Origin of the sequence: Vibrio sp. 1CM23M, assembly GCF_023161755.1 — a bacterium.
In the GTDB taxonomy this organism is placed as follows: Bacteria; Pseudomonadota; Gammaproteobacteria; order Enterobacterales; family Vibrionaceae; genus Vibrio; species Vibrio coralliirubri.
This window is the reverse complement of record NZ_JALNTR010000002.1, coordinates 1,184,055-1,205,224: the sequence shown is the minus strand read 5'-3', so window position 1 is coordinate 1,205,224 and position 21,170 is coordinate 1,184,055. Positions and strand designations below refer to the sequence as shown.

The window sequence follows — 21,170 nt, the reverse complement described above, 5'->3', positions numbered from 1 at the left end:
TGCCGCCCCTATTGCCGCACGGTAATGCCACTGGCAACAATTCTTCCTGAATGATCCTTTAATGATCACCCCTCTTTGTCCGTTTTCTATTTAAATTATTGATAAATAACAGTTAAAAATATTGGCACAGTGTTTGCTTTATAAGCTCTAGAAGATGATTTTTTGGAGCAAAATTATGGATCGCGCACTGTTTCTTGCCATGAGTGGCGCAAAGCAAAATATGCAGGCTTTGCAGCTACGTGCAAACAACCTTGCCAACGTAAGTACAACGGGTTTCCGTGCTGATTTAGCACAAGCACGTTCAATGCAAGCGTATGGTGAAGGCATGCCTACTCGTGTTTTCAGCATGACAGAGCGTCCTGGTCATAATTTCGCGCAAGGTAGTGTGGTTACCACTGGCCGAGATCTCGATGTTACCGTTCAAGGTGATGGTTGGATTTCAGTTATGGATAACACCGGCCGCGAAGGTTTAACGCGTAACGGTAACCTTAAGGTTGACCAAAACGGTTTGCTAACTAACGCAAGTGGCCATTTGGTACTAGGTGAAAACGATGCACCAATCACACTGCCCATCCCAATCAGTAAAGTAGAAATTGGTACTGACGGTACGATTTCGGTGATTCCTCAAGGCGCTCCAGCTGAAGAATTGGCCGTGGTTGATCGTATTAAGCTTGTGCGTCCAGACAACCAAAGTTTGTTTAAAGATACGAATGGTCTATTCCGTTCGAAAAACCCAGATCAGGCATACGAATCAGATGCAGCGGTAACGTTGCTAAAAGGTGCTATCGAAGGCAGTAACGTAAATGCCGTAGGTGAAATGACCAGCCTAATTGACTTACAACGTCAGTTTGAAATGCAGGTCAAGATGATGAGCACAGCAGAGGAAATGGACAAGTCGTCTGATTCACTGCTTCGTATGAGCTAATAGAATTTAAAGGACATTGCTATGCATCCAGCATTATGGGTAAGTAAAACGGGTTTAGACGCCCAACAAACCAATATCTCAACGATTTCGAACAACCTTGCCAACGCCTCGACTATTGGTTTTAAAAAGAGCCGCGCGGTATTTGAAGATTTGTTCTACCAAAATATTAATCAACCGGGTGGTCAATCATCTCAGAATACTGAGCTGCCAAGTGGTTTGATGCTGGGGGCCGGTTCTAAGGTCGTCGCAACTCAAAAAGTGCACACTCACGGTAACGCACAAACGACGTCTAACAGCCTAGACATGATGATTGAAGGCGACGGTTTCTTCCAAGTTGAAATGCCAGACGGTGAAACAGGTTACAGCCGCAATGGTCAGTTCACATTGAACGGTGAAGGTGCGATCGTAACGTCGGGCCAAGGTTACCCTCTACAACCAGAAATCGTGATTCCTGAAGACGCGATCTCGGTAACGGTTGGTAACGACGGTGAAGTATCGGTTCGTCTACGTGGTGAGCAAAACAACGTCGTGGTTGGTCAAATCACCATTACTGACTTTGTAAACCCAGGCGGTCTAGAGCCAGTAGGTCAAAACCTTTACTTGCCAACTGGCGCGAGTGGCGACCCACAAGAGGGGGTTCCGGGTTTTGATGGCCTAGGTAACATCCGCCAATCGATGCTAGAAACATCGAACGTAAACGTAACCGAAGAGCTGGTAAACATGATTGAAGCTCAGCGTGTATACGAAATGAATTCGAAAGTTATCTCGTCGGTAGACAAGATGATGAGCTTTGTTAACCAACAGCTGTAATTGGTTTATTCGCCGTTTACTTTTTAAATTAATCGATCTGTTTTTACTAATTGACCCATTTACCACTGCCTGCTGAGAGTATATCGCCATGAAACGTATTTTTTGTTTAGCTTTGTTTATGTCTATGTCGGGGTGTGCTGTTCTGGACCCGATCGAGACTCCGGCGGAAGAAAATGCAACCACAGTGGTTGATGCTGTGGAAGGTGATAAGTCGGCACAAGATAGCTCTGGCATTATTGACACGCTTCGTGGGCGAACCGATCCAATTGCTGGTGACCCTGCATGGGCGCCAATCAACCCCAAGCAGAAGCCAGAGCATTACGCAGCGGCAACGGGCTCACTGTTTAATGTGAACCACATTGGCAGCATGTATGACGACTCAAAGCCTCGTGGTATTGGTGACATCATCACTGTAGCGCTAGATGAGAATACTCGAGCGACCAAAAAAGCCAACGCAGACATGTCTAAGTCGAATGATGCATCGATGGAGCCGCTGGCTGTTGGTGGTCAAGAGCTGACGATCGATAAGTACAACTTCTCTTACGATCTGAGCAACACCAATACCTTCGCTGGTGATGCATCAGCCAACCAAAGTAACAGCATCAGCGGCTATATTACCGTAGAAGTGATCGAAGTATTAGCCAATGGCAACCTAGTGGTTCGTGGTGAGAAGTGGATGACACTGAACACAGGCGATGAGTATATCCGCCTAAGCGGCACCATCCGTCCTGATGATATTGATTTTGAAAATACCATCGCTTCAAACCGTGTTTCTAACGCACGAATTCAGTACTCGGGCACGGGCGTGCAGAAAGATATGCAAGAGCCTGGATTCTTGGCACGATTCTTTAATGTATCTCTGTAGAGCTTGATAGGACGACGACATACTGACAGCCTCTATCACTCAGCCACATTTAGCTAAGCTATTATAAATTAAAGCAATACAGACAGGTTACTCAATGAAAAAACTGACACTCGTACTATTCGGCATGCTATTTCTTGCCACCAGTGCCCATGCTGCGCGAATCAAAGACGTGGCAAAAGTGGCGGGTGTTCGTAGTAACCAACTTGTCGGTTATGGTTTGGTCACGGGCTTGCCGGGTACTGGTGAGACAACTCCCTTTACCGATCAAACATTTAACGCAATGCTGCAAAATTTTGGCATCCAATTGCCGCCCGGCACTAAGCCAAAAACCAAAAATGTCGCGGCTGTTATTGTGACTGCTGAACTGCCAGCCTTCTCTAAGCAAGGTCAGGAAGTTGACGTAACCGTATCTTCTATCGGTTCGGCAAAAAGCCTACGTGGTGGCACGCTGCTACAAACCTTCCTAAAAGGTCTTGATGGTCAAGTGTATGCCGTAGCGCAAGGCAACTTGGTAGTAAGTGGTTTTAGTGCACAAGGTAACGATGGCTCTAAAATCGTCGGTAACAACCCTAATGTCGGCATCATATCTAGCGGTGCAACGGTTGAACAAGAGATCCCAACGCCATTCGGCCGTGGTGACTACATAACCTTTAACCTAATTCAATCTGATTTCACAACGGCTCAGCGTTTGGCTGATGCGGTTAACAACTTCCTAGGTCCACAAATGGCGTCTGCGGTTGACGCGACGTCAGTAAAAGTTCGCGCTCCTCGAGAAATCAGCCAACGCGTGGCTTTCTTATCGGCAATCGAAAACATCGAATTTGATCCTGCAGAGGGTTCTGCAAAAATTATTGTTAACTCCCGCACCGGTACTATTGTGGTTGGTAAGCACGTACGCCTAAGAGCGGCGGCAGTAACCCACGGTGGTATGACGGTTGCAATCAAAGAAAATCTCAATGTAAGCCAACCGAATGCATTCTCTGGTGGTCAAACGGTAGTGGTTCCTGATTCTGATATCGAAATCACGGAAGGCGATGGCAAGATGTTCAAATTTGAACCGGGCCTAACGCTGGACGATTTGGTACGCGCAGTCAATGAAGTGGGCGCTGCACCTTCTGATTTAATGGCAATCCTTCAAGCACTGAAACAAGCGGGTGCGATTGAAGGCCAGTTGATCATTATCTAAGGGGTAAAGCATGATTAAAAATAACAATGACATCGGCTTTATTCACGATATCGGTAGCCTAGACCGCCTTCGTCAACAAGCGGTAAACGGTGAAGAAGGTAGCGAGAAAGAAGCATTAACCGCTGCGGCAAAACAGTTTGAATCGATTTTCACCTCGATGTTGTTTAAGTCAATGCGCGATGCTAACTCGAGCTTTAAGTCGGATATGTTGAACAGCCAGAACGAGCAGTTCTATCGTCAGATGCAAGATGACCAAATGGCAAGTGAGTTGAGCGCTTCAGGTTCGTTAGGTCTTGCGGATATGATCGTAGCTCAGCTAAGCGCAGGCCAAGCAAGCGATGCCTCTGAAGAGAAGGTTCGCAGTGAAGGCTTTGATGCTTCATTGCAAAGACCACAATACTCAGGCCGTTCGGAAGAGCGAGCGTCAGACGTTCAATCAGCGCAAGCTATGTCAGCAACAGATATGTCAGCAGCAAAACAGCCAGTATCCTTTGATTCTCCAGAATCGTTTGTGACTTCAATGAAGCCTTACGCTGAAAAAGCGGCAAGTGCGCTTGGTGTGGACTCGTCTCTACTATTGGCACAAGCAGCTCTTGAAACGGGTTGGGGTTCTAAAATGATTAAGAACTCTTTGGGCAACAGTAACAACCTATTCAACATCAAAGCAGACAGAAGTTGGAAGGGTGATAAGGTTGCTACGCAGACGCTTGAGTTCCATGGTAAAACTGCGGTTAAAGAGTCCGCATCTTTCCGTTCTTACTCAAACTTTGAAGATAGCTTTAACGACTATGTGAAGTTCTTGAACGAAAACCCAAGATACGAAACGGCATTGCAGCATCAAGGCAACTCAGAGAATTTCATCAAAGGTATTCACCAAGCAGGTTACGCAACCGACCCTAACTATGCAGACAAGGTCTTGCGAGTGAAAGCCAAGATTGACGAGATGAACTAGCGTTATTGAATGTACTCGGGAGCTTGCCATTGGCAGGCTCTTTTCTTATCTGCCACCTCAAAGTTTGCTGCGAAACCCTTAGTTATCTCCTTACACTTCAATAAATTATTGTCTTTTAGCTCTCTGCTATCCCTATTGGCACATATATTGCTTTTTAAACTAGTAGTTAATCAGTTTATCCTGATTTTGTTAAGTTTTTTGGGGGCATTATGGCGTCGGATCTTCTGAATGTAGGGGCACAAAGTGTTCTTACTGCTCAGAGACAGCTAAACACCACAGGTCATAACATTTCTAACGCCAACACAGAGGGTTATAGCCGCCAATCTGTGATTCAAGGTGTGAATGACCCGCGTCAGTACGGTGGCCAAAGCTACGGTATGGGTGTGCATGTGGAAAATGTTCGCCGCTCTTGGGACCAATTTGCCGTCAACGAACTTAACTTATCGACAACCAATGCCGCCAATAAAGGCGACACAGAAGCGAACCTCGATATGCTGTCGAGTATGCTGTCATCGGTTGCTTCGAAGAAGATTCCAGAAAACCTTAATGAATGGTTTGATTCGGTTAAAACATTAGCCGATACACCGAATGATGTAGGTGCTCGAAAAGTTGTACTAGAAAAGGCTGGACTACTCAGCAAGACGTTAAATGAATTCCATGAAACGGTTCGTCAACAGTCTGATTCTACGAATAAAAAACTAGATATGGGTATCGAGCGAGTTAATCAACTTGCGTACGAGATCCGTGATGTTCAGCGTTTAATGATGCGAACTCCTGGCCCTCACAATGACCTACGAGATCAGCATGAAAAGTTGATTAATGAGCTTTCTGGTTACACCAAAGTAACGGTGACACCACGCTCAAATGCCGAAGGGTTTAATGTCCATATTGGTAATGGCCATACCTTGGTCTCTGGTAGTGAAGCAAGCCAATTAAAAATGGTTGATGGTTTACCCGATGCACATCAGCGCCGCCTAGCAATTGTTGAAGGTAAGTCTTTAAAACCGATCACCAGCAGTGATATCGACGGAAAAATCGGCGCCATGCTAGACATGCGTGACGAACATATCCCGGCAATCATGGATGAGCTTGGTCGTTTGGCGACCGCGTTTTCATATGAGGTCAATAGTCTTCAAGAACAAGGTTTGGATCTTAACGGCAACGTAGGTAAGGACCTGTTTACCGACGTGAACTCAGAGCTGGTGGCAAAATCTCGTGTCACGGCTAGCGGACAATCGAAAGCCGATGTTGCGGTATACATTGATGATACTTCTGCCTTAAAAGGCGGTGAGTATGGCCTGAAATATGATGGCAGTGATTATGTCGTGACTAAGCCGAACGGTGAGACCGTTAAGATGGCGACCGACTCTAGCGGTAGTGCTTTTTATCTTGATGGCATGCGAGTGGAAGTACGTAATCCTCCTGAACTAGGAGAGAAGCTGTTACTGCGTCCAACGCGCAATTTTGCTGCTCAAATACAGATGGAAACCAAAGACCCGAAAGACATTGCTGCGCAAAGTTATGAGGCATCGACCACGTTTGCCAAGGGTACAGCGGGATTCAAAATCCTAGAAGCAGGTCAACTGCGTGAGTTTGAAGTGATTGTCTCACCAAAAGGTGAGCAGTTTGCTGTGACGGATCCGAAGGGTAACATTTTAATGCAGCCTCAACCGTATCCGCCACAAGGGCCAGTGACCATCAACGGTACAACGTTTGAGCTCACACCCGGCGCGGTGGCAAACGATAAGTTTACGGCAAACCTTGTCCCATCAGAAGGTGACAACGGTAACCTGCGTAAGCTGCAAGATCTTCAAACAGGAAAGCTGTTAAATGATGGCGAGTCTACGATTTTAGACCTTTACCACAACTTGAATACTAATACTGGCTTGAAGTCTTCAACGGCAAATCGCTTGAGTGATATTGCGACGTTAGAAAAACAGTCGGCTCAAGAACGTATAGCTTCTATCTCGGGAGTAAACCTCGATGAAGAAGCGGCAAATATGATGAAATTTCAGCAAGCGTATATGGCTTCTTCACGCATCATGCAAGCAGCCAACGATACGTTTAACACGATTTTGGCTCTGAGATAGGAAGGTATAAATGTTGAATCGTATCTCTAGCTTCCATAATTATCAGTCAGTACAAAATGACTTGCGCCGTCAAGAGAACAAGGTGCATCACAACCAAGCGCAACTTGCTTCCGGTAAGAAGTTACAGTCGCCAAGTGATGACCCATTAGCGACGCACTATTTGCAGAACATTGGTCAGCAGTCAGAACAGCTTAAACAGTATGTCGATGCGATTACTCTAGTCAGAAACCGTCTTGAGCATCATGAGGTATTGGTTTCTAACACTGAAGGCTTTGCTGATGAAGCAAAACGAACCGTGATGGAAATGATCAACGGTGCGCTTTCTCCAGAAGATCGTTTAGCTAAGAAGCGTGAAATTCAAGAATTGGCGAATAACTTCCTACATTTAGCCAACTCTCAAGATGAGTCGGGCAACTACACATTTGCGGGTACTAAACCAAAGAATCAGCCTTTCTTTCGAGATAATCAAGGAAACGTGACTTATCAAGGTGATGACTACCAACGCAAGATGCGTGTGGCAAGCAGCTTTGAAATGGCAATGAATGATCCGGGCAGCAAGATGTTTATGGAAATAGACAATCCGTTCGGTGACTACGAGCCTCAGTATGAACTAGAGTCTGCTTCTGAGTTATTGCTAGAGCGCGCGACCAACAGAACCAAAGATTCATCAACGTACAAGGTGACGTTTGTGGATATGCAGACCGGAAACTACGCCTACCAGCTTGAGAAAGATGGGACAGTAGTCGCCGCGGAAGATTTTGATCCTTCGACAGGCATTGTCTACGAAGGGCTGAATATCCAACTTAAAGGCCAGATCACGAAAGGTGACTCGATCACCTTAGAGCCGAGAAAGACATTCTCTATCTTTGATACGTTTAAAGAAGCCGCTGAACAGGCTGAAAACCCAGTATCGGATGCATCGGCGACGGCGAAATTGCACCAAGTAACCGAAGAGTTCCATGCCGCGTTTATTCATTTAACCAAGGCAAGAACCGATGTTGGTGCACGTTTAAGTACGCTGGATATTCAAGAGCAGCAACATGAAGATTTTAAGTTGTCTTTAGCAAAAGCAAAAAGCAACTTTGAAGACTTGGATTACTCAAAAGCGATCATTGAGTTCAATGAAAACTCTCGAGCACTACAGGCTTCTCAACAAGCGTTTGGCAAAACCAAAGACCTGACCTTGTTTAACTATATTTAATGATCAATCGGTATTTAATGGTGACTTGTCGATGACCATGGCGTTGATTCCTTGCCGTATGTGCTATGCCATACGTGCGAATAACGCCTCAGTTTGCCGCTTTTTTGTACGAAGCATGATGTTTCTAGAATAGTGGCAAAAAACGGCAATAAGGAAGGTGAATGTTTTTCATCTTCTGATATTAGAAAATCATAATTGCGCAGTGTTGTTTGTAAGTTTCTGATTTTTAGATAATTAAAAAATTATTCATATGATATTAAACTTGGCATACAACTTGTATCTGTGTTGGTTATAAATGATTAATACAGATCTTAAACCTTGTATAGGGTTTATCGAGTAATACACGGTCAGTGCTTATCCATATGAGAGTAAAGCTGGCCGCTTCGCAGAAACTTTGCGAACTCATAAGGAGAGCAAAATGGCTATCAATGTAAGCACTAACGTATCTGCTATGACAGCACAACGTTACCTAAATAAAGCGTCTAATGACTTAGCGACTTCTATGGAGCGTTTGTCATCTGGTCACAAGATCAACAGCGCGAAAGACGATGCAGCGGGTCTTCAAATCTCGAACCGCCTAACGGCACAATCTCGTGGTCTTGATGTCGCAATGCGTAATGCTAACGACGGTATTTCGATTGCTCAAACCGCTGAAGGCGCGATGAACGAATCAACCAACGTACTACAACGTATGCGTGATCTAGCGATTCAGTCATCAAACGGTACTAACTCTCCAGCAGAGCGTACTGCACTGAACGAAGAGTCAATGGCACTTCAAGATGAGCTTAACCGTATCGCGGAAACTACATCTTTTGGTGGCCGTCGTCTATTGAACGGTTCATTTGGTGAAGCATCGTTCCAGATTGGTTCTAATTCTGGTGAAGCGATGATCATGGCTCTGACGAGCATTCGTGCCGATGACTTCCGCATGGGTGGTACAACGTTTGATTCTGAAAACGGCAAAGACAAGAGCTGGGAAGTGCCTGCACAAGCTAGCGATCTTAAGTTCGAATTCAGAACCAAAGCGGGTGAAGACATCGTTTTAGACATCAATACCAAAGCGGGCGATGATATCGAAGAGCTTGCGACTTACATTAATGGTCAGTCTGACCTTGTGAACGCATCGGTTACTGATGATGGTCGCATTCAATTGTTCGTTGCTGAGCCTGACCTTGAAGGTGCAATGTCTATCTCTGGTGGTCTAGCGTCTGAGCTAGGTATTAAGAGTGAAGGCCGCGCAACCTCTGTTCAAGATGTTAGCTTAACCAGCGTTGCGGGTTCACAGAACGCAATCAGCGTGATTGATTCTGCAATGAAGTACGTGGATTCACAGCGTGCTGATTTGGGTGCAAAACAGAACCGTCTAAGCCACAGTATTAATAACTTGGCAAACGTACAAGAGAACGTAGACGCTTCAAACAGCCGAATCAAAGATACGGACTTTGCGAAAGAGACGACGCAAATGACCAAATCACAAATTCTGCAACAAGCAGGTACTTCAATACTTGCTCAAGCAAAACAGTTGCCTAACTCTGCGATGTCACTATTGCAATAGTTATTGGTTGAACTTGCTGCTCGTGTTCAGACGTGAGCCATGCAGCAAGGGAAACTGGCAAGCATACTTACTATTGAGTGTTTAGCTCTCTCATCTCTCACCTGCTATCCATTTTTACAGTAAGAATGCAACGGCAAGTCGGAAATGTGTTCATTTCTCGATGATCTCCACACAGGCTCTGACGCGCCAACTAGCCCCGGTTCTCTCAAAGGAAAAGGGGCTTTTTCCTTTCTGTATTTCTTGTTTCTGCTATTTATTTTCCTGCGAATTTTCTCGCTCTACCTTTCTCAAATCTCTATTTGACGGTTCTTCTTCACTACAAATAATGTCATCTATTACACAAGAACTGCCTAAGCCAGAGATCTTTGGCAATTGATCATTTCTCCACCTTGAGCAATTTAGACGGCGATTCGTACGTTTTTCAAACAGGTTAGGATCTTTTATCAATTGAAATCTATCGCTGCATTAGAAAATGATGAAAATTAAGTTGTTGATAAATATTAAATTAATAATTTTTTTGTGGTTTTTTGAAAGTTTTTCTAAAGCTTCTGATTTTCGCGCCGTTATTAAAAGTAACTTTGAGAGAACTACTTGGTTTTCCGAGACGTCGGAAACCGCTATACCGGAAAATCAATTGGAGAAATCACCATGGCAGTGAATGTAAATACAAACGTTTCAGCGATGACAGCGCAACGTTACCTAAACAACGCAAACAGCGCACAACAAACATCAATGGAGCGTCTAGCTTCAGGCTCAAAAATCAACAGCGCAAAAGATGACGCTGCGGGCCTACAAATCTCGAACCGTTTGAACGTTCAAAGCCGCGGCCTTGATGTTGCTGTACGTAACGCGAACGACGGTATCTCTATTGCACAAACTGCTGAAGGTGCAATGAACGAGACCACGAACATCCTGCAACGTATGCGTGATTTGTCTCTACAATCTTCAAACGGCTCAAACTCAAAATCTGAGCGTGTAGCGATTCAAGAAGAAGTAACAGCACTGAACGACGAACTAAACCGTATTGCGGAAACGACGTCTTTTGGTGGCAACAAGCTGCTTAACGGTACTCACGGTACTAAATCATTCCAAATCGGTGCGGATAACGGTGAAGCGGTAATGCTTCAACTGAAAGACATGCGCTCTGATAACGCTCAGATGGGTGGTAAGAGCTACCAAACTGAGAACGCGAAAGATAAAGATTGGAACGTTCAAGCAGGCTCTAACGACCTAAAAATGTCGTTCACTGATAACTTCGGTCAAGCACAAGAAATCGACATCAGCGCAAAAGCGGGTGACGACATTGAAGAGCTAGCAACGTACATCAACGGTCAACAAGACTCTGTTAAAGCGTCTGTAACTGAAGACGGCAAGCTACAGATGTTTACTGGTAACAACAAAGTTGAAGGCGAAGTAGCATTCTCTGGCAGCCTGGCTGGCGAACTAGGCATGCAACCTGGCAAAGACGTAACGGTTGATACTATCGACGTAACATCAGTTGGCGGCGCACAAGAGTCTGTAGCAGTAATCGATGCGGCACTTAAGTATGTAGACAGCCACCGTGCTGAGCTAGGTGCTTTCCAAAACCGTTTCGACCACGCTATCAGCAACTTAGACAACATTAACGAGAACGTTAACGCATCTAAGAGCCGTATCAAAGATACCGATTTCGCGAAAGAAACGACTCAGATGACTAAGTCTCAGATCCTTTCTCAAGCTTCAAGCTCGATTCTTGCTCAAGCGAAGCAAGCTCCGAACTCGGCACTTAGCCTACTAGGTTAATCGATTGAAAGGTCACGTTGACCCTAGTGTTAACGTTGGGCCTCCACAAATTAGCTCGTGGTGAGAGATGAGCGCTAAACAAACCCAGCTTCGGCTGGGTTTTTTATTGCCTGTTATTTGGCAAAGTGAAGAGTTTAGGACAGTGGTAAAGGACAAAGGCGAGATTCCCTATAACGTTCGTGCCTCACTGTAGGGAATGACGGTGTGTAAATAACTAAAACAGTAATTCGTCATCCCAGAATCGAGTAGAACGAGATATCAGGGATCGGCTTTGGTCTTTATGTGCAAGGCGACACTTATAAATGAGCGAGGATAAGAAACTTTAACGAATGCTGGTCTATTAATTGAAGCCCGATCACACTTTTCTTTGTTGTTGAAAAGAATACGAAAAAAATCGCACTTTTTATTAAAGCTTCTAATTAAGGGGCCGTTAAAGGGATTGAGAGAAATGATATGTACCAATGTAAGGTGAGAGAGACACTGGTGCATAAACAAATTGACATGTATTTGTGTGAGGTGAGAGTCACATAAGTGCATTAAAAAATGCCTAAAGGAGATCAACTATGGCGATTAATGTAAACACTAATGTGTCTGCAATGACGGCTCAGCGCTACCTGAATAGCGCGGCTGAAGGTACTCAAAAATCAATGGAGCGTTTGTCTTCTGGCTATAAAATCAATAGCGCAAAAGATGATGCTGCAGGCCTACAAATCTCTAACCGCTTAACGTCGCAAAGCCGTGGCCTAGACATGGCTGTGAAAAACGCGAATGACGGTATCTCTATTGCACAGACAGCTGAAGGTGCAATGAATGAGTCAACCAACATTCTGCAACGTATGCGTGACCTTTCTCTTCAATCTTCAAATGGTTCAAACAGCAAATCTGAACGTGTTGCGATCCAAGAAGAAGTCTCTGCTCTAAACACAGAACTTAACCGTATTGCTGAAACGACCTCTTTTGGTGGTAACAGGCTTCTTAACGGTACTTACGGTACCCAATCTTTCCAAATCGGCGCAGACTCCGGTGAAGCTGTAATGCTTTCTATGAGCAACATGCGTACTGACACTCAAGACATGGGTGGCAAGAGCTACGGCGTAGAAGAAGGCAAAGATGCTTCTTGGCGTGTAGGTGCTGGTGCTGATCTAACGATCAAGTACAACGATAAGTTTGGTGAAGCTCAAGAGTTGTCTATTTCTGCGAAAGAAGGCAACGATATCGAAGAGCTAGCAACTTACATCAATGGTCAAAGCCAAGACGTTAAAGCGTCTGTTGGTGAAGGCGGCAAACTGCAACTTTTCGCTTCAAGCCAAAAAGTTGAAGGTGATGTTGAATTCGGCGGTAGCCTTGCGGGTGAACTTGGTATCGGTGCAGGCAAAGACGTTACCGTTAACGATATCGACGTAACTTCTGTTGCAGGTGCAAACGAAGCCGTATCTATCATTGATGGTGCTCTAAAATCTGTTGATAGCCAACGTGCTTCTCTAGGTGCTTTCCAAAACCGTTTTGACCACGCAATCAGCAACTTAGACAATATCAACGAAAACGTTAATGCGTCTAAGAGCCGTATCAAAGATACCGATTACGCGAAAGAAACAACAGCTATGACGAAGTCTCAAATCCTACAACAGGCGAGTACTTCTATCCTAGCTCAAGCAAAACAGTCACCATCAGCAGCTCTAAGCTTATTGGGCTAAACTTACCTCGGTAAGTAACGGTAAACTCTACTCTGGGTAGAGTTTTACTGTTTGGCTCATAAAGGAGGGAGGGAGAGTGTTATGGAAATATCATCCAACGCATCGAACATCCAGCCTTATGGCTCACCTAATGGCATTAAAATTGCAAGCGATGAAGGTAGTAGTGCGTCGAGTATTTCGCGACTAAAAGAAGCAACATCTTATGACAAGGTAGAGAAATCGAAAGAGGAAGCTACCGAAGCGGCGATTCAATTAGCTCAACATAGACAAGAGTTAAATGATGAAGAGCGAGTCAAAATGGTGGAGAAGGTAAACGAGTTTATCTCCTCTCTCAACAAAGGTGTGGCGTTTAAGGTCGATGAAGAATCTGGGAGAGATGTGGTTACCATTTATGAGACCACAACCGGTGATATTATTCGCCAGATCCCTGATGAAGAAATGCTTGAAATTCTAAGACGCCTAGCAGCCCAAAACTCGAATAGTCGAATATTTGAGGTGAAGGTTTAAGTCGTATTATTGAGGTGATTTAATGAGTTTTGGCCCAATGGGGATTTCGTCTGGCATGGATATCAATTCCATGGTCAGCAAAATTGTTGATTCGGAGCGTGTACCTAAACAGCAACGAATCGACAATGAACGAACGCGAATCGATACCAGCATTAGTGCCTATGGAAGACTCAGAGAATCCCTTGATTCGATGAAAAACCTGATGACAAACTTTCGTCAGGAAAAAGCTTTTGCTGTGCGAACAGTCGAAAGTACCGATGAAGGTCTTGTCTCTGCAACCGCGACTACCGAAGCGATCGCTGGCAAATATGCCATCGATGTGTTGCAGCTTGCCCAAAGCCATAAAGTGGCTTCTGATGTACTGTCAGATGACATGAAATTTGGCCCAGGCAAGCTGCAGGTTTCGCTTGGTGATGACAGCTTTGACGTGCAAGTTGGCGACAGATCGAGACTTATCGAAGTTGTTCGTGGAATCAACGGTGCAGATAGCAACCCAGGCGTTCGTGCATCTATTATCAATGATGTCGAAGGTCCAAGACTTATCATTGCCTCGAACCAGTCTGGTTCAGATCAGCAGATCAGCATTAATGTTGAGTCAGATGCTGCCAATCCCTTAAAAAAACTCGAATACAAAACGCTTGAAGAACGTGTTAAAGCGCTAGAGAAAGCGCGCGTTGCTGCTCAAGATATTCTAGCTCTAACCCCTGCAGGAAAAGCCGTCGAACTCATCGATGAAGTGATCGCTAGCGATGACCCAAATGCGAATGAAACACTCGATAAAGATGGCAATATCATCCCAGCAGCTCAAACTGATTCTACTTCAGATGCTGACGGAGACTCTCAAAGTCTCAGCTACGGTGAGCAAGCCGCAGCCGACGGCCAAGCTGCCCTAGACGCAGCTCAAGCGGCAAAGTCGGTGATGCCTGAAGACAATATCCCTGGCTGGACTGAAACCGCGTCAGGTACGCTTTTAGATTCTTATTACACACCAGAACTTGAGCTTGATGAAAAAGCGATAGAGAAGGCACCCGATGTGCCGGGGTGGTCAAATGCTGCCTCAGGTACTCTGACCGATTCATACGTGACACCGAAAGAAGCCCAACAAAAGCTTGAGGCTGAGCAAGCGCGTATCGAAGAGAAGATCTCACAAGAAAAAGCAGAGTTGGCTGAGAAAGTTCAAAAAGGCGAACTCACCGCAGAACAAGCCAAGAAAATTGAGCGTGCTAAATTAGAACCCGAAGAGCGAGAGCTTTTAGAGAAGGTCGATAAAGCACAAGCTGACCTCGAACAAGCACAGCAATCTTTTGATACCTATAGCGGTATGACTGAAGTTCAGGCTGGCCAAGATTCTATGGTTGTCCTAGATGGTGTCGCTCAGCTCTCTAGTAATAACAATGTGATTGAAGATGCCGTTGAGGGTATTGATATTACGGTGAAAGGAAAAACGCCAAAAGATAAGCCGCCGGCAGAAATTGGTGTGGAGTACGACCGTAACAGTGTTCGCCAAGATATCGAATCCTTTGTGAGCTCTTATAACCAGTTCTATCAAGTGTCGAAAGACCTCGCGGGTGTTGATCCAACAACAGGCCAAAAGGGACCGCTCTCTGGTGACAGTACGGTACGTAACGCCGACTCTCGATTGAAAGGGGTGTTCTCATCAAGTATCGAAGGTGCGCCAGACAATCTAAAGTCTTTGACTGAATTCGGTATCACCACCACAAGGCAAGGCTCGCTAGAAATCAACTACGACATGCTTGATCGTCAACTCAACAACAATTTCGATAAGTTGGGTGAGTTCTTTGGTGGCAACAATGGTTTCGCCAAAAGAGTGGAAGATGCGATTCAAGGTATCACAGGTATTACGGGTTCAATCCGTACTAGAGAGAAGAGCTTGGTCGAGCAAAACTACCGTTTGGTTGATGACCAAAGCGCGCTCGACCGCCGCATGGACAGCCTAGAGAGCCGAACTCACTCTAAGTTCACAGCCATGCAAGATGCGACCAGTAAGATGCAATCTCAGTTGGGCAGTATGATGAATGCGTTGGGCTAATAGATGAATAGCCAGCTACAGGAGCTTTGTGAACTCGATCAACTAATTATCTCTAAACTGGAATTTAGTGAAATTAATGCTGAAGAAATAAGGCAGCTTGTCGATAACAGAGAACAGTTATTGCAAAACGTGCTTCAAATAATCGACTCACATCCCGACGTTAAGCAAAGTTCTGAATGGTTTGAAGCCATTACCAGAACCAGAAAATTAGTCGAATTGATGCAGTCTGAGACGAGTCGAGTAGGTAAGACCCTGCACAAATACCGTCACGGTGCTAAATCAGTTCAACAATACAAAAAGTTTTTATAGAAGAGGTTTACTATGCGCGGTTCTTTACAGGCATATAAAAAGGTATCAGTGGATAGTCAGCTAACGGCTGCCTCACCGCATAAGATTGTACAAATGCTAATGGCCGGTGCTATCGAGCGTTTGATTCAAGGTAAAGCGGCAATGCAAGCAGGCAACATCCCAGTGAAAGGTGAGCGACTTGGTAAGGCTCTAGATATCATTATTAGCCTACGTAGTTGCCTATCTATGGACGATGGTGGCGATATTGCGAAAAACCTAGATCAACTTTATGAGTTCATGATCACGCAAATTTCTGCGGCAAATCACAAAAATGACCCACAGCCTATTGATGATGTTATCGATATTATTCGCGAAATTAAGAGCGCTTGGGACCAAATTCCGAACGAATATCACAACTTGACGTCCGCTGACGTAGGAATTTAAAGAAAAATTGCAGTTTTAACCAACCTCATATCCCTTAATTGGTTGGTTGCCTTATTTTTTTAATCAAATAAAATAGAAGCCATTAGATAGCCTAATGGCTTTTTTCGTTGCTGATTTCCTAAATTTGTCCACGTAGACCGTAATCGTTGATACTTTCACTGTTTTATAGACTACGTTGCTCACCGTTTTTCCGCATCGCACCAAAATAAAGGCAATAATTCCTACTTATGCAAGGTTTGGCAAAACTGCTTGTCGTCGACGATAACGCTCAAGATCGTCACAATTTAAGCACAATATTAGAGTTTGTAGGAGAGAGCTGCGAAGTAATCAGCTCTGAACAAGCACGTAAAGTTGACTGGTCACTACAGTGGGCCGGCTGCATTATTGGTACCATTAAAGGTAAAGGCTTCAACGCATTACTGAATGAGAAGCTTGTTCACGCCAATCACATCCCTTTACTGGTGATTGGCAAAAACAATCACCCGGTTGACGAGTTGACTAACTATGTTGGTGAGCTTGAACTTCCTCTTAACTACCCGCAATTAAGTGATGCATTAAGACACTGTAAAGATTTCTTAGGCCGCAAAGGTGTTCAAGTTGTGTCTTCGGCACGCAAGAACACCCTGTTTCGCAGCCTAGTAGGACAAAGTGCTGGCATTCAAGAAGTACGTCACTTAATTGAACAAGTCTCTTCTACGGAAGCGAACGTGCTGATTCTTGGTGAATCTGGTACAGGCAAAGAAGTCGTAGCGCGTAACATTCACTATCACTCTAAACGTCGTTCAGGGCCTTTTGTTCCTGTAAACTGTGGCGCGATTCCACCTGATTTGCTTGAAAGTGAACTGTTTGGTCATGAGAAGGGCGCATTTACTGGGGCGATTACCGCACGTAAAGGCCGTTTTGAATTGGCTGAAGGTGGCACACTGTTTCTTGATGAAATTGGCGATATGCCGATGGCGATGCAAGTTAAGCTGCTACGAGTACTGCAAGAGCGATGCTTTGAGCGTGTAGGTGGCAATGGCACCATACAAGCTGATGTTAGAGTGATTGCGGCAACCCACCGCAACCTTGAAGATATGATCGACGATGATTCGTTCCGTGAAGATCTTTACTATCGCTTGAATGTATTCCCGATTGAAATGCCTGCACTTCAAGACCGTAAAGAAGATATTCCACTGTTGCTTCAAGAGCTGATGACTCGAATGGAAGCGGAAGGCAGCATGCCTATCTGTTTCACGGCTCGTGCTATCAACTCTTTGATGGAGCATTACTGGCCGGGCAACGTTCGTGAACTAGCGAACCTGGTTGAACGAATGGTTATCTTGTATCCAAACAGCTTGGTTGATGTGAATCATCTGCCCACTAAATATCGATACAGCGATATCCCTGAGTTCCAGCCAGAGTTTAATAGCTTTGGCTCTGAAGAGGAGCAAGAGCGTGATGCACTTGCTGACTTATTCTCAGAAGATTTCAGCTTTGATCAGCAAGATGATATTGCCGACAATGCCAATGCTCCTCAAGAGTTACCGCCAGAAGGGGTTAACTTGAAAGAGCTACTCGCGGATATGGAAGTGAATATGATCAATCAAGCTTTGGAAGCGCAGGGCGGCATTGTTGCTCGTGCTGCTGACATGCTTGGAATGCGTAGGACCACTCTGGTTGAAAAAATGCGTAAATATAACTTGCAGCGATAGTGTCCAGTTTTCGATGAAAACGAAAAACTAGCACACACTTTTTAGCTATTTGGTAACTCTAGCTAAGTGAACAGATAAACCATAGTCGAGTTGTTGCTTGCTTAACTATGTGATAAATATAGCAAATAGCCTGACTCGTGTTGTACGTCTCAGGCTGTTTTAGTATTTGAGGCAAATTTTTGACATGCACGTATCTAACGAACCAGAAAATCAATCACACCTAGATTCTGTCGAACAGCAGGTTGAGCGCTATAAGCAAGTACTCGACGTGATGCCAGCAGGGGTCATCTTGTTAGATACACACGGCGAAGTGAGAGAAGCGAACCCTGAAGCGCACCGTATTCTTGGTGTTGAGTTGGTTGGCGAGAAGTGGTTTTCAGTGATTCAAAGTGCCTTCGACCCAAAAGACGATGATGGTCATGAGATCTCATTGAAGAACGGGCGAAAAGTACGTTTGGCGATTTCAGCCTCTACCACGGGTCAGCTGATTTTGATTACCGATTTGACCGAGACCCGACTCTTGCAGTCTCGCGTGAGTGATCTTCAGCGTTTGTCTTCATTAGGCAGAATGGTGGCCTCGCTTGCCCATCAGGTGCGAACGCCGCTTTCAAGTGCGATGCTGTATGCATCAAACCTTGCCGCGCCGAATCTGCCGCCGGCAACAAAAACGCGTTTTCAATCTAAGCTTATGGATAGATTGCATGACTTAGAGAAGCAAGTGAACGACATGTTGTTGTTTGCCAAAGGTGGTGACAACAAAGTAGTTAAGCCATTTACAGTGTCTGAATTGATCACCGAATTTCACCCTATGGTGGAAGCTGCATTGAAAACCAACCAGATTGATTATTGCCAGGAAGTTGAGGGCGAACAGACTCAAATGTTTGGCAACGCCAACGCTATCGCCTCAGCGTTAAGCAACCTAGTGTTGAATGCGGTTCAAATTGCGGGCAAGGAATCGCAGATCGATGTGTTTTTTAGGCCCGTAAACGGCGAGCTTAAGATATCAGTGCAAGACAGTGGCCCTGGCGTACCGAAAGAGCTTCAAGGTAAAATTATGGAACCCTTCTTTACCACTCGTTCGCAAGGTACAGGTCTAGGATTAGCGGTTGTACAAATGGTATGTCGAGCACATGAAGGCCGACTGGAATTGATATCAGAAGAAGGCGACGGCGCATGCTTTACCATGTGTCTACCGCTTGAAAGAAGTGCTTCTTCTGAAGACTAATAAGTTTTAACTGAATTTACACTGGAGAATCCTATGGCTCAAAGCAAAGTGTTAATCGTCGAAGATGATGAAGGTCTACGCGAAGCCCTTGTCGACACTCTCGCGCTTGCTGGCTATGAATGGCTGGAAGCGGATTGTGCGGAAGATGCTCTGGTCAAATTAAAATCGAACTCCGTTGATATTGTCGTATCTGACGTGCAGATGGCGGGCATGGGCGGCTTGGCGCTATTGAGAAACATCAAGCAGCATTGGCCTAACTTACCTGTATTACTAATGACAGCGTACGCCAACATCGAAGATGCCGTTGCTGCAATGAAAGAGGGCGCTATCGACTATATGGCAAAGCCATTTGCGCCAGAAGTACTGCTCAACATGGTCAGCCGTTATGCCCCTGTAAAGTCGGACGACAATGGCGACGCTATCGTTGCTGATGAAAAAAGTATCAAGCTAATGATGCTGGCTGATAAAGTCGCAAAAACCGATGCTAACGTCATGGTGTTAGGCCCGAGTGGTTCTGGTAAAGAGGTGATGTCTCGATACATTCACAATGCTTCTAGCCGAAAAGATGGGCCGTTTGTCGCAATTAACTGCGCGGCGATCCCAGACAACATGTTAGAAGCGACCCTGTTTGGTTATGAAAAAGGCGCATTTACTGGCGCTATTCAAGCTTGCCCGGGGAAATTCGAGCAAGCGCAGGGCGGTACGATTCTGTTGGATGAGATCAGTGAGATGGATCTTAGCCTACAAGCCAAACTACTGCGTGTTTTGCAAGAACGCGAAGTTGAGCGATTAGGTAGTCGTAAGAGCATCAAATTGGATGTTCGTGTATTAGCGACCAGTAACCGAGACCTTAAACAGTATGTTTCTGAAGGGAATTTCCGTGAGGATTTATACTACCGCTTGAATGTATTCCCAATTTCTTGGCCACCACTGTGTGAGCGAAAAGGTGATATTGAGCCTTTAGCCAAGCACTTAGTTGAGCGTCATTGCACCAAACTTGGTATGCCTGTACCGGTTATGTCAGCGCAAGCGATCAGCAAACTCGTTAATTATCCGTGGCCGGGCAATGTTCGCGAATTAGACAATGTGGTACAGCGTGCGTTAATATTGAGCGAACAAGAGAACATCTCTGGTGAGCATATCCTTCTTGAAGGTGTCGATTGGCAAGACGCAAGCAGCCTACAACAAATCGTCGAAGGCAGTGACGTAGCTGCACCAGAAATCAAGCCTATTGCCGAAGCAAACCCAATCAATAAAATCGCGGCTAGCAGCGAAGGGTTAGGTAATGAGCTTAGAGATCAAGAGTATGCGATCATTCTTGAAACCCTGATTGCATGTAATGGTCGACGCAAAGACATGGCTGAAAAACTGGGCATTAGCCCTCGTACACTGCGTTACAAGTTGGCTAAAATGCGCGATGCTGGAATAGATATCCCAAACTGAGGATAGATTAGTAGTGTCAGCTTTCTGACTAGTGTAATACGATATCTAGTCAATTAAATGTGTGGCACGCTAATTGCTCTGTCAATAATATAGCTAAATAGATGGTCATAATTTTGACTCCTGAGGTAGTAGATGAGAATAGATGGTTTACAAGGCGAAATGCAGGCAATGATGGTCGAAGCTGCCAGCGCGCGTCCCGCAGCAACGGGGCAAGCGGTCGGTGCAGATTTTGGCAACATGCTGACTAATGCCATCAATAATGTGAACTCATTACAAAAGACCTCAGGTGATCTTCAAGCTCGTTTTGATAGTGGCGACCAAAGCGTATCCCTATCGGACGTGATGATTGCTCGTAATAAATCTAGTGTGGCTTTTGAGGCGACGATCCAAATTAGAAATAAATTGGTCGAATCGTACAAAGAGCTGATGAATATGCCGGTATAAGTTGGGTAGTTAAAT

Annotated in this window: 18 protein-coding genes; all 18 read left to right on the top strand. The window is 45.1% G+C overall.

What is annotated here, in order from left to right; all coding sequences use genetic code 11:
• Nucleotides 1-175 precede the first annotated feature (175 nt).
• The 18 genes from MSG35_RS10695 (at nucleotide 176) to fliE (ending at nucleotide 21,155) form a co-directional block, all read left to right on the top strand.
• Nucleotides 176-925 carry a flagellar basal body rod protein FlgF gene (locus MSG35_RS10695; RefSeq protein WP_248383870.1) on the top strand — a complete coding sequence of 250 codons (750 nt, stop codon included), beginning with the start codon at nucleotides 176-178 and terminating at the stop codon, nucleotides 923-925.
• A 21-nt stretch (nucleotides 926-946) separates the two neighbouring features.
• On the top strand, nucleotides 947-1,735 hold the full coding sequence (flgG, locus tag MSG35_RS10690; protein WP_017062259.1) for a flagellar basal-body rod protein FlgG: 789 nt from the start codon (nucleotides 947-949) through the stop codon (nucleotides 1,733-1,735).
• Between the two features lie 88 nt (nucleotides 1,736-1,823).
• Nucleotides 1,824-2,600 carry a flagellar basal body L-ring protein FlgH gene (flgH, locus tag MSG35_RS10685; RefSeq protein WP_248383869.1) on the top strand — a complete coding sequence of 259 codons (777 nt, stop codon included), beginning with the start codon at nucleotides 1,824-1,826 and terminating at the stop codon, nucleotides 2,598-2,600.
• Between the two features lie 94 nt (nucleotides 2,601-2,694).
• Nucleotides 2,695-3,786 (top strand): flagellar basal body P-ring protein FlgI, encoded by a 1,092-nt coding sequence (locus tag MSG35_RS10680; protein ID WP_017076828.1) that lies wholly within the window; start codon nucleotides 2,695-2,697, stop codon nucleotides 3,784-3,786.
• 10 nt (nucleotides 3,787-3,796) lie between these two features.
• A complete protein-coding gene (gene flgJ, locus MSG35_RS10675) occupies nucleotides 3,797-4,738 on the top strand; it encodes a flagellar assembly peptidoglycan hydrolase FlgJ (RefSeq protein WP_059021215.1) in 942 nt (313 codons plus the stop codon).
• Nucleotides 4,739-4,947: 209 nt separating this feature from the next.
• Nucleotides 4,948-6,828: a flagellar hook-associated protein FlgK gene (gene flgK, locus MSG35_RS10670; RefSeq protein WP_048609562.1), complete on the top strand. Its 1,881-nt coding sequence runs from the start codon at nucleotides 4,948-4,950 to the stop codon at nucleotides 6,826-6,828.
• A 10-nt stretch (nucleotides 6,829-6,838) separates the two neighbouring features.
• Complete coding sequence (gene flgL, locus MSG35_RS10665) at nucleotides 6,839-8,029, top strand: flagellar hook-associated protein FlgL (RefSeq protein ID WP_017631733.1); 1,191 nt, start codon at nucleotides 6,839-6,841, stop codon at nucleotides 8,027-8,029.
• Nucleotides 8,030-8,447: 418 nt separating this feature from the next.
• Nucleotides 8,448-9,584 (top strand): flagellin, encoded by a 1,137-nt coding sequence (locus MSG35_RS10660; RefSeq protein ID WP_248383868.1) that lies wholly within the window; start codon nucleotides 8,448-8,450, stop codon nucleotides 9,582-9,584.
• 648 nt (nucleotides 9,585-10,232) lie between these two features.
• Nucleotides 10,233-11,366 (top strand): flagellin, encoded by a 1,134-nt coding sequence (locus MSG35_RS10655; RefSeq protein ID WP_048606522.1) that lies wholly within the window; start codon nucleotides 10,233-10,235, stop codon nucleotides 11,364-11,366.
• A 563-nt stretch (nucleotides 11,367-11,929) separates the two neighbouring features.
• A complete protein-coding gene (locus MSG35_RS10650) occupies nucleotides 11,930-13,060 on the top strand; it encodes a flagellin (RefSeq protein WP_086971088.1) in 1,131 nt (376 codons plus the stop codon).
• Nucleotides 13,061-13,141: 81 nt separating this feature from the next.
• Nucleotides 13,142-13,567, top strand: a complete 426-nt coding sequence (flaG, locus tag MSG35_RS10645; protein ID WP_048607821.1) for a flagellar protein FlaG — start codon at nucleotides 13,142-13,144, stop codon at nucleotides 13,565-13,567.
• Nucleotides 13,568-13,589: 22 nt separating this feature from the next.
• Nucleotides 13,590-15,617, top strand: coding sequence for a flagellar filament capping protein FliD (fliD, locus tag MSG35_RS10640; protein WP_048607823.1), 2,028 nt, complete (start codon nucleotides 13,590-13,592; stop codon nucleotides 15,615-15,617).
• Between the two features lie 3 nt (nucleotides 15,618-15,620).
• Nucleotides 15,621-15,926, top strand: a complete 306-nt coding sequence (locus MSG35_RS10635; protein WP_172380363.1) for a flagellar protein FliT — start codon at nucleotides 15,621-15,623, stop codon at nucleotides 15,924-15,926.
• A gap of 12 nt (nucleotides 15,927-15,938) precedes the next feature.
• Nucleotides 15,939-16,349: a flagellar export chaperone FliS gene (gene fliS, locus MSG35_RS10630; RefSeq protein WP_004736194.1), complete on the top strand. Its 411-nt coding sequence runs from the start codon at nucleotides 15,939-15,941 to the stop codon at nucleotides 16,347-16,349.
• 227 nt (nucleotides 16,350-16,576) lie between these two features.
• Nucleotides 16,577-18,043, top strand: coding sequence for a sigma-54 dependent transcriptional regulator (locus tag MSG35_RS10625; protein ID WP_248383867.1), 1,467 nt, complete (start codon nucleotides 16,577-16,579; stop codon nucleotides 18,041-18,043).
• Between the two features lie 184 nt (nucleotides 18,044-18,227).
• Nucleotides 18,228-19,268 (top strand): ATP-binding protein, encoded by a 1,041-nt coding sequence (locus MSG35_RS10620; protein WP_048616105.1) that lies wholly within the window; start codon nucleotides 18,228-18,230, stop codon nucleotides 19,266-19,268.
• Nucleotides 19,269-19,301: 33 nt separating this feature from the next.
• Nucleotides 19,302-20,711, top strand: coding sequence for a sigma-54 dependent transcriptional regulator (locus MSG35_RS10615; RefSeq protein ID WP_017060685.1), 1,410 nt, complete (start codon nucleotides 19,302-19,304; stop codon nucleotides 20,709-20,711).
• A 132-nt stretch (nucleotides 20,712-20,843) separates the two neighbouring features.
• Nucleotides 20,844-21,155, top strand: coding sequence for a flagellar hook-basal body complex protein FliE (fliE, locus tag MSG35_RS10610; RefSeq protein ID WP_017060684.1), 312 nt, complete (start codon nucleotides 20,844-20,846; stop codon nucleotides 21,153-21,155).
• Nucleotides 21,156-21,170 lie beyond the last annotated feature (15 nt).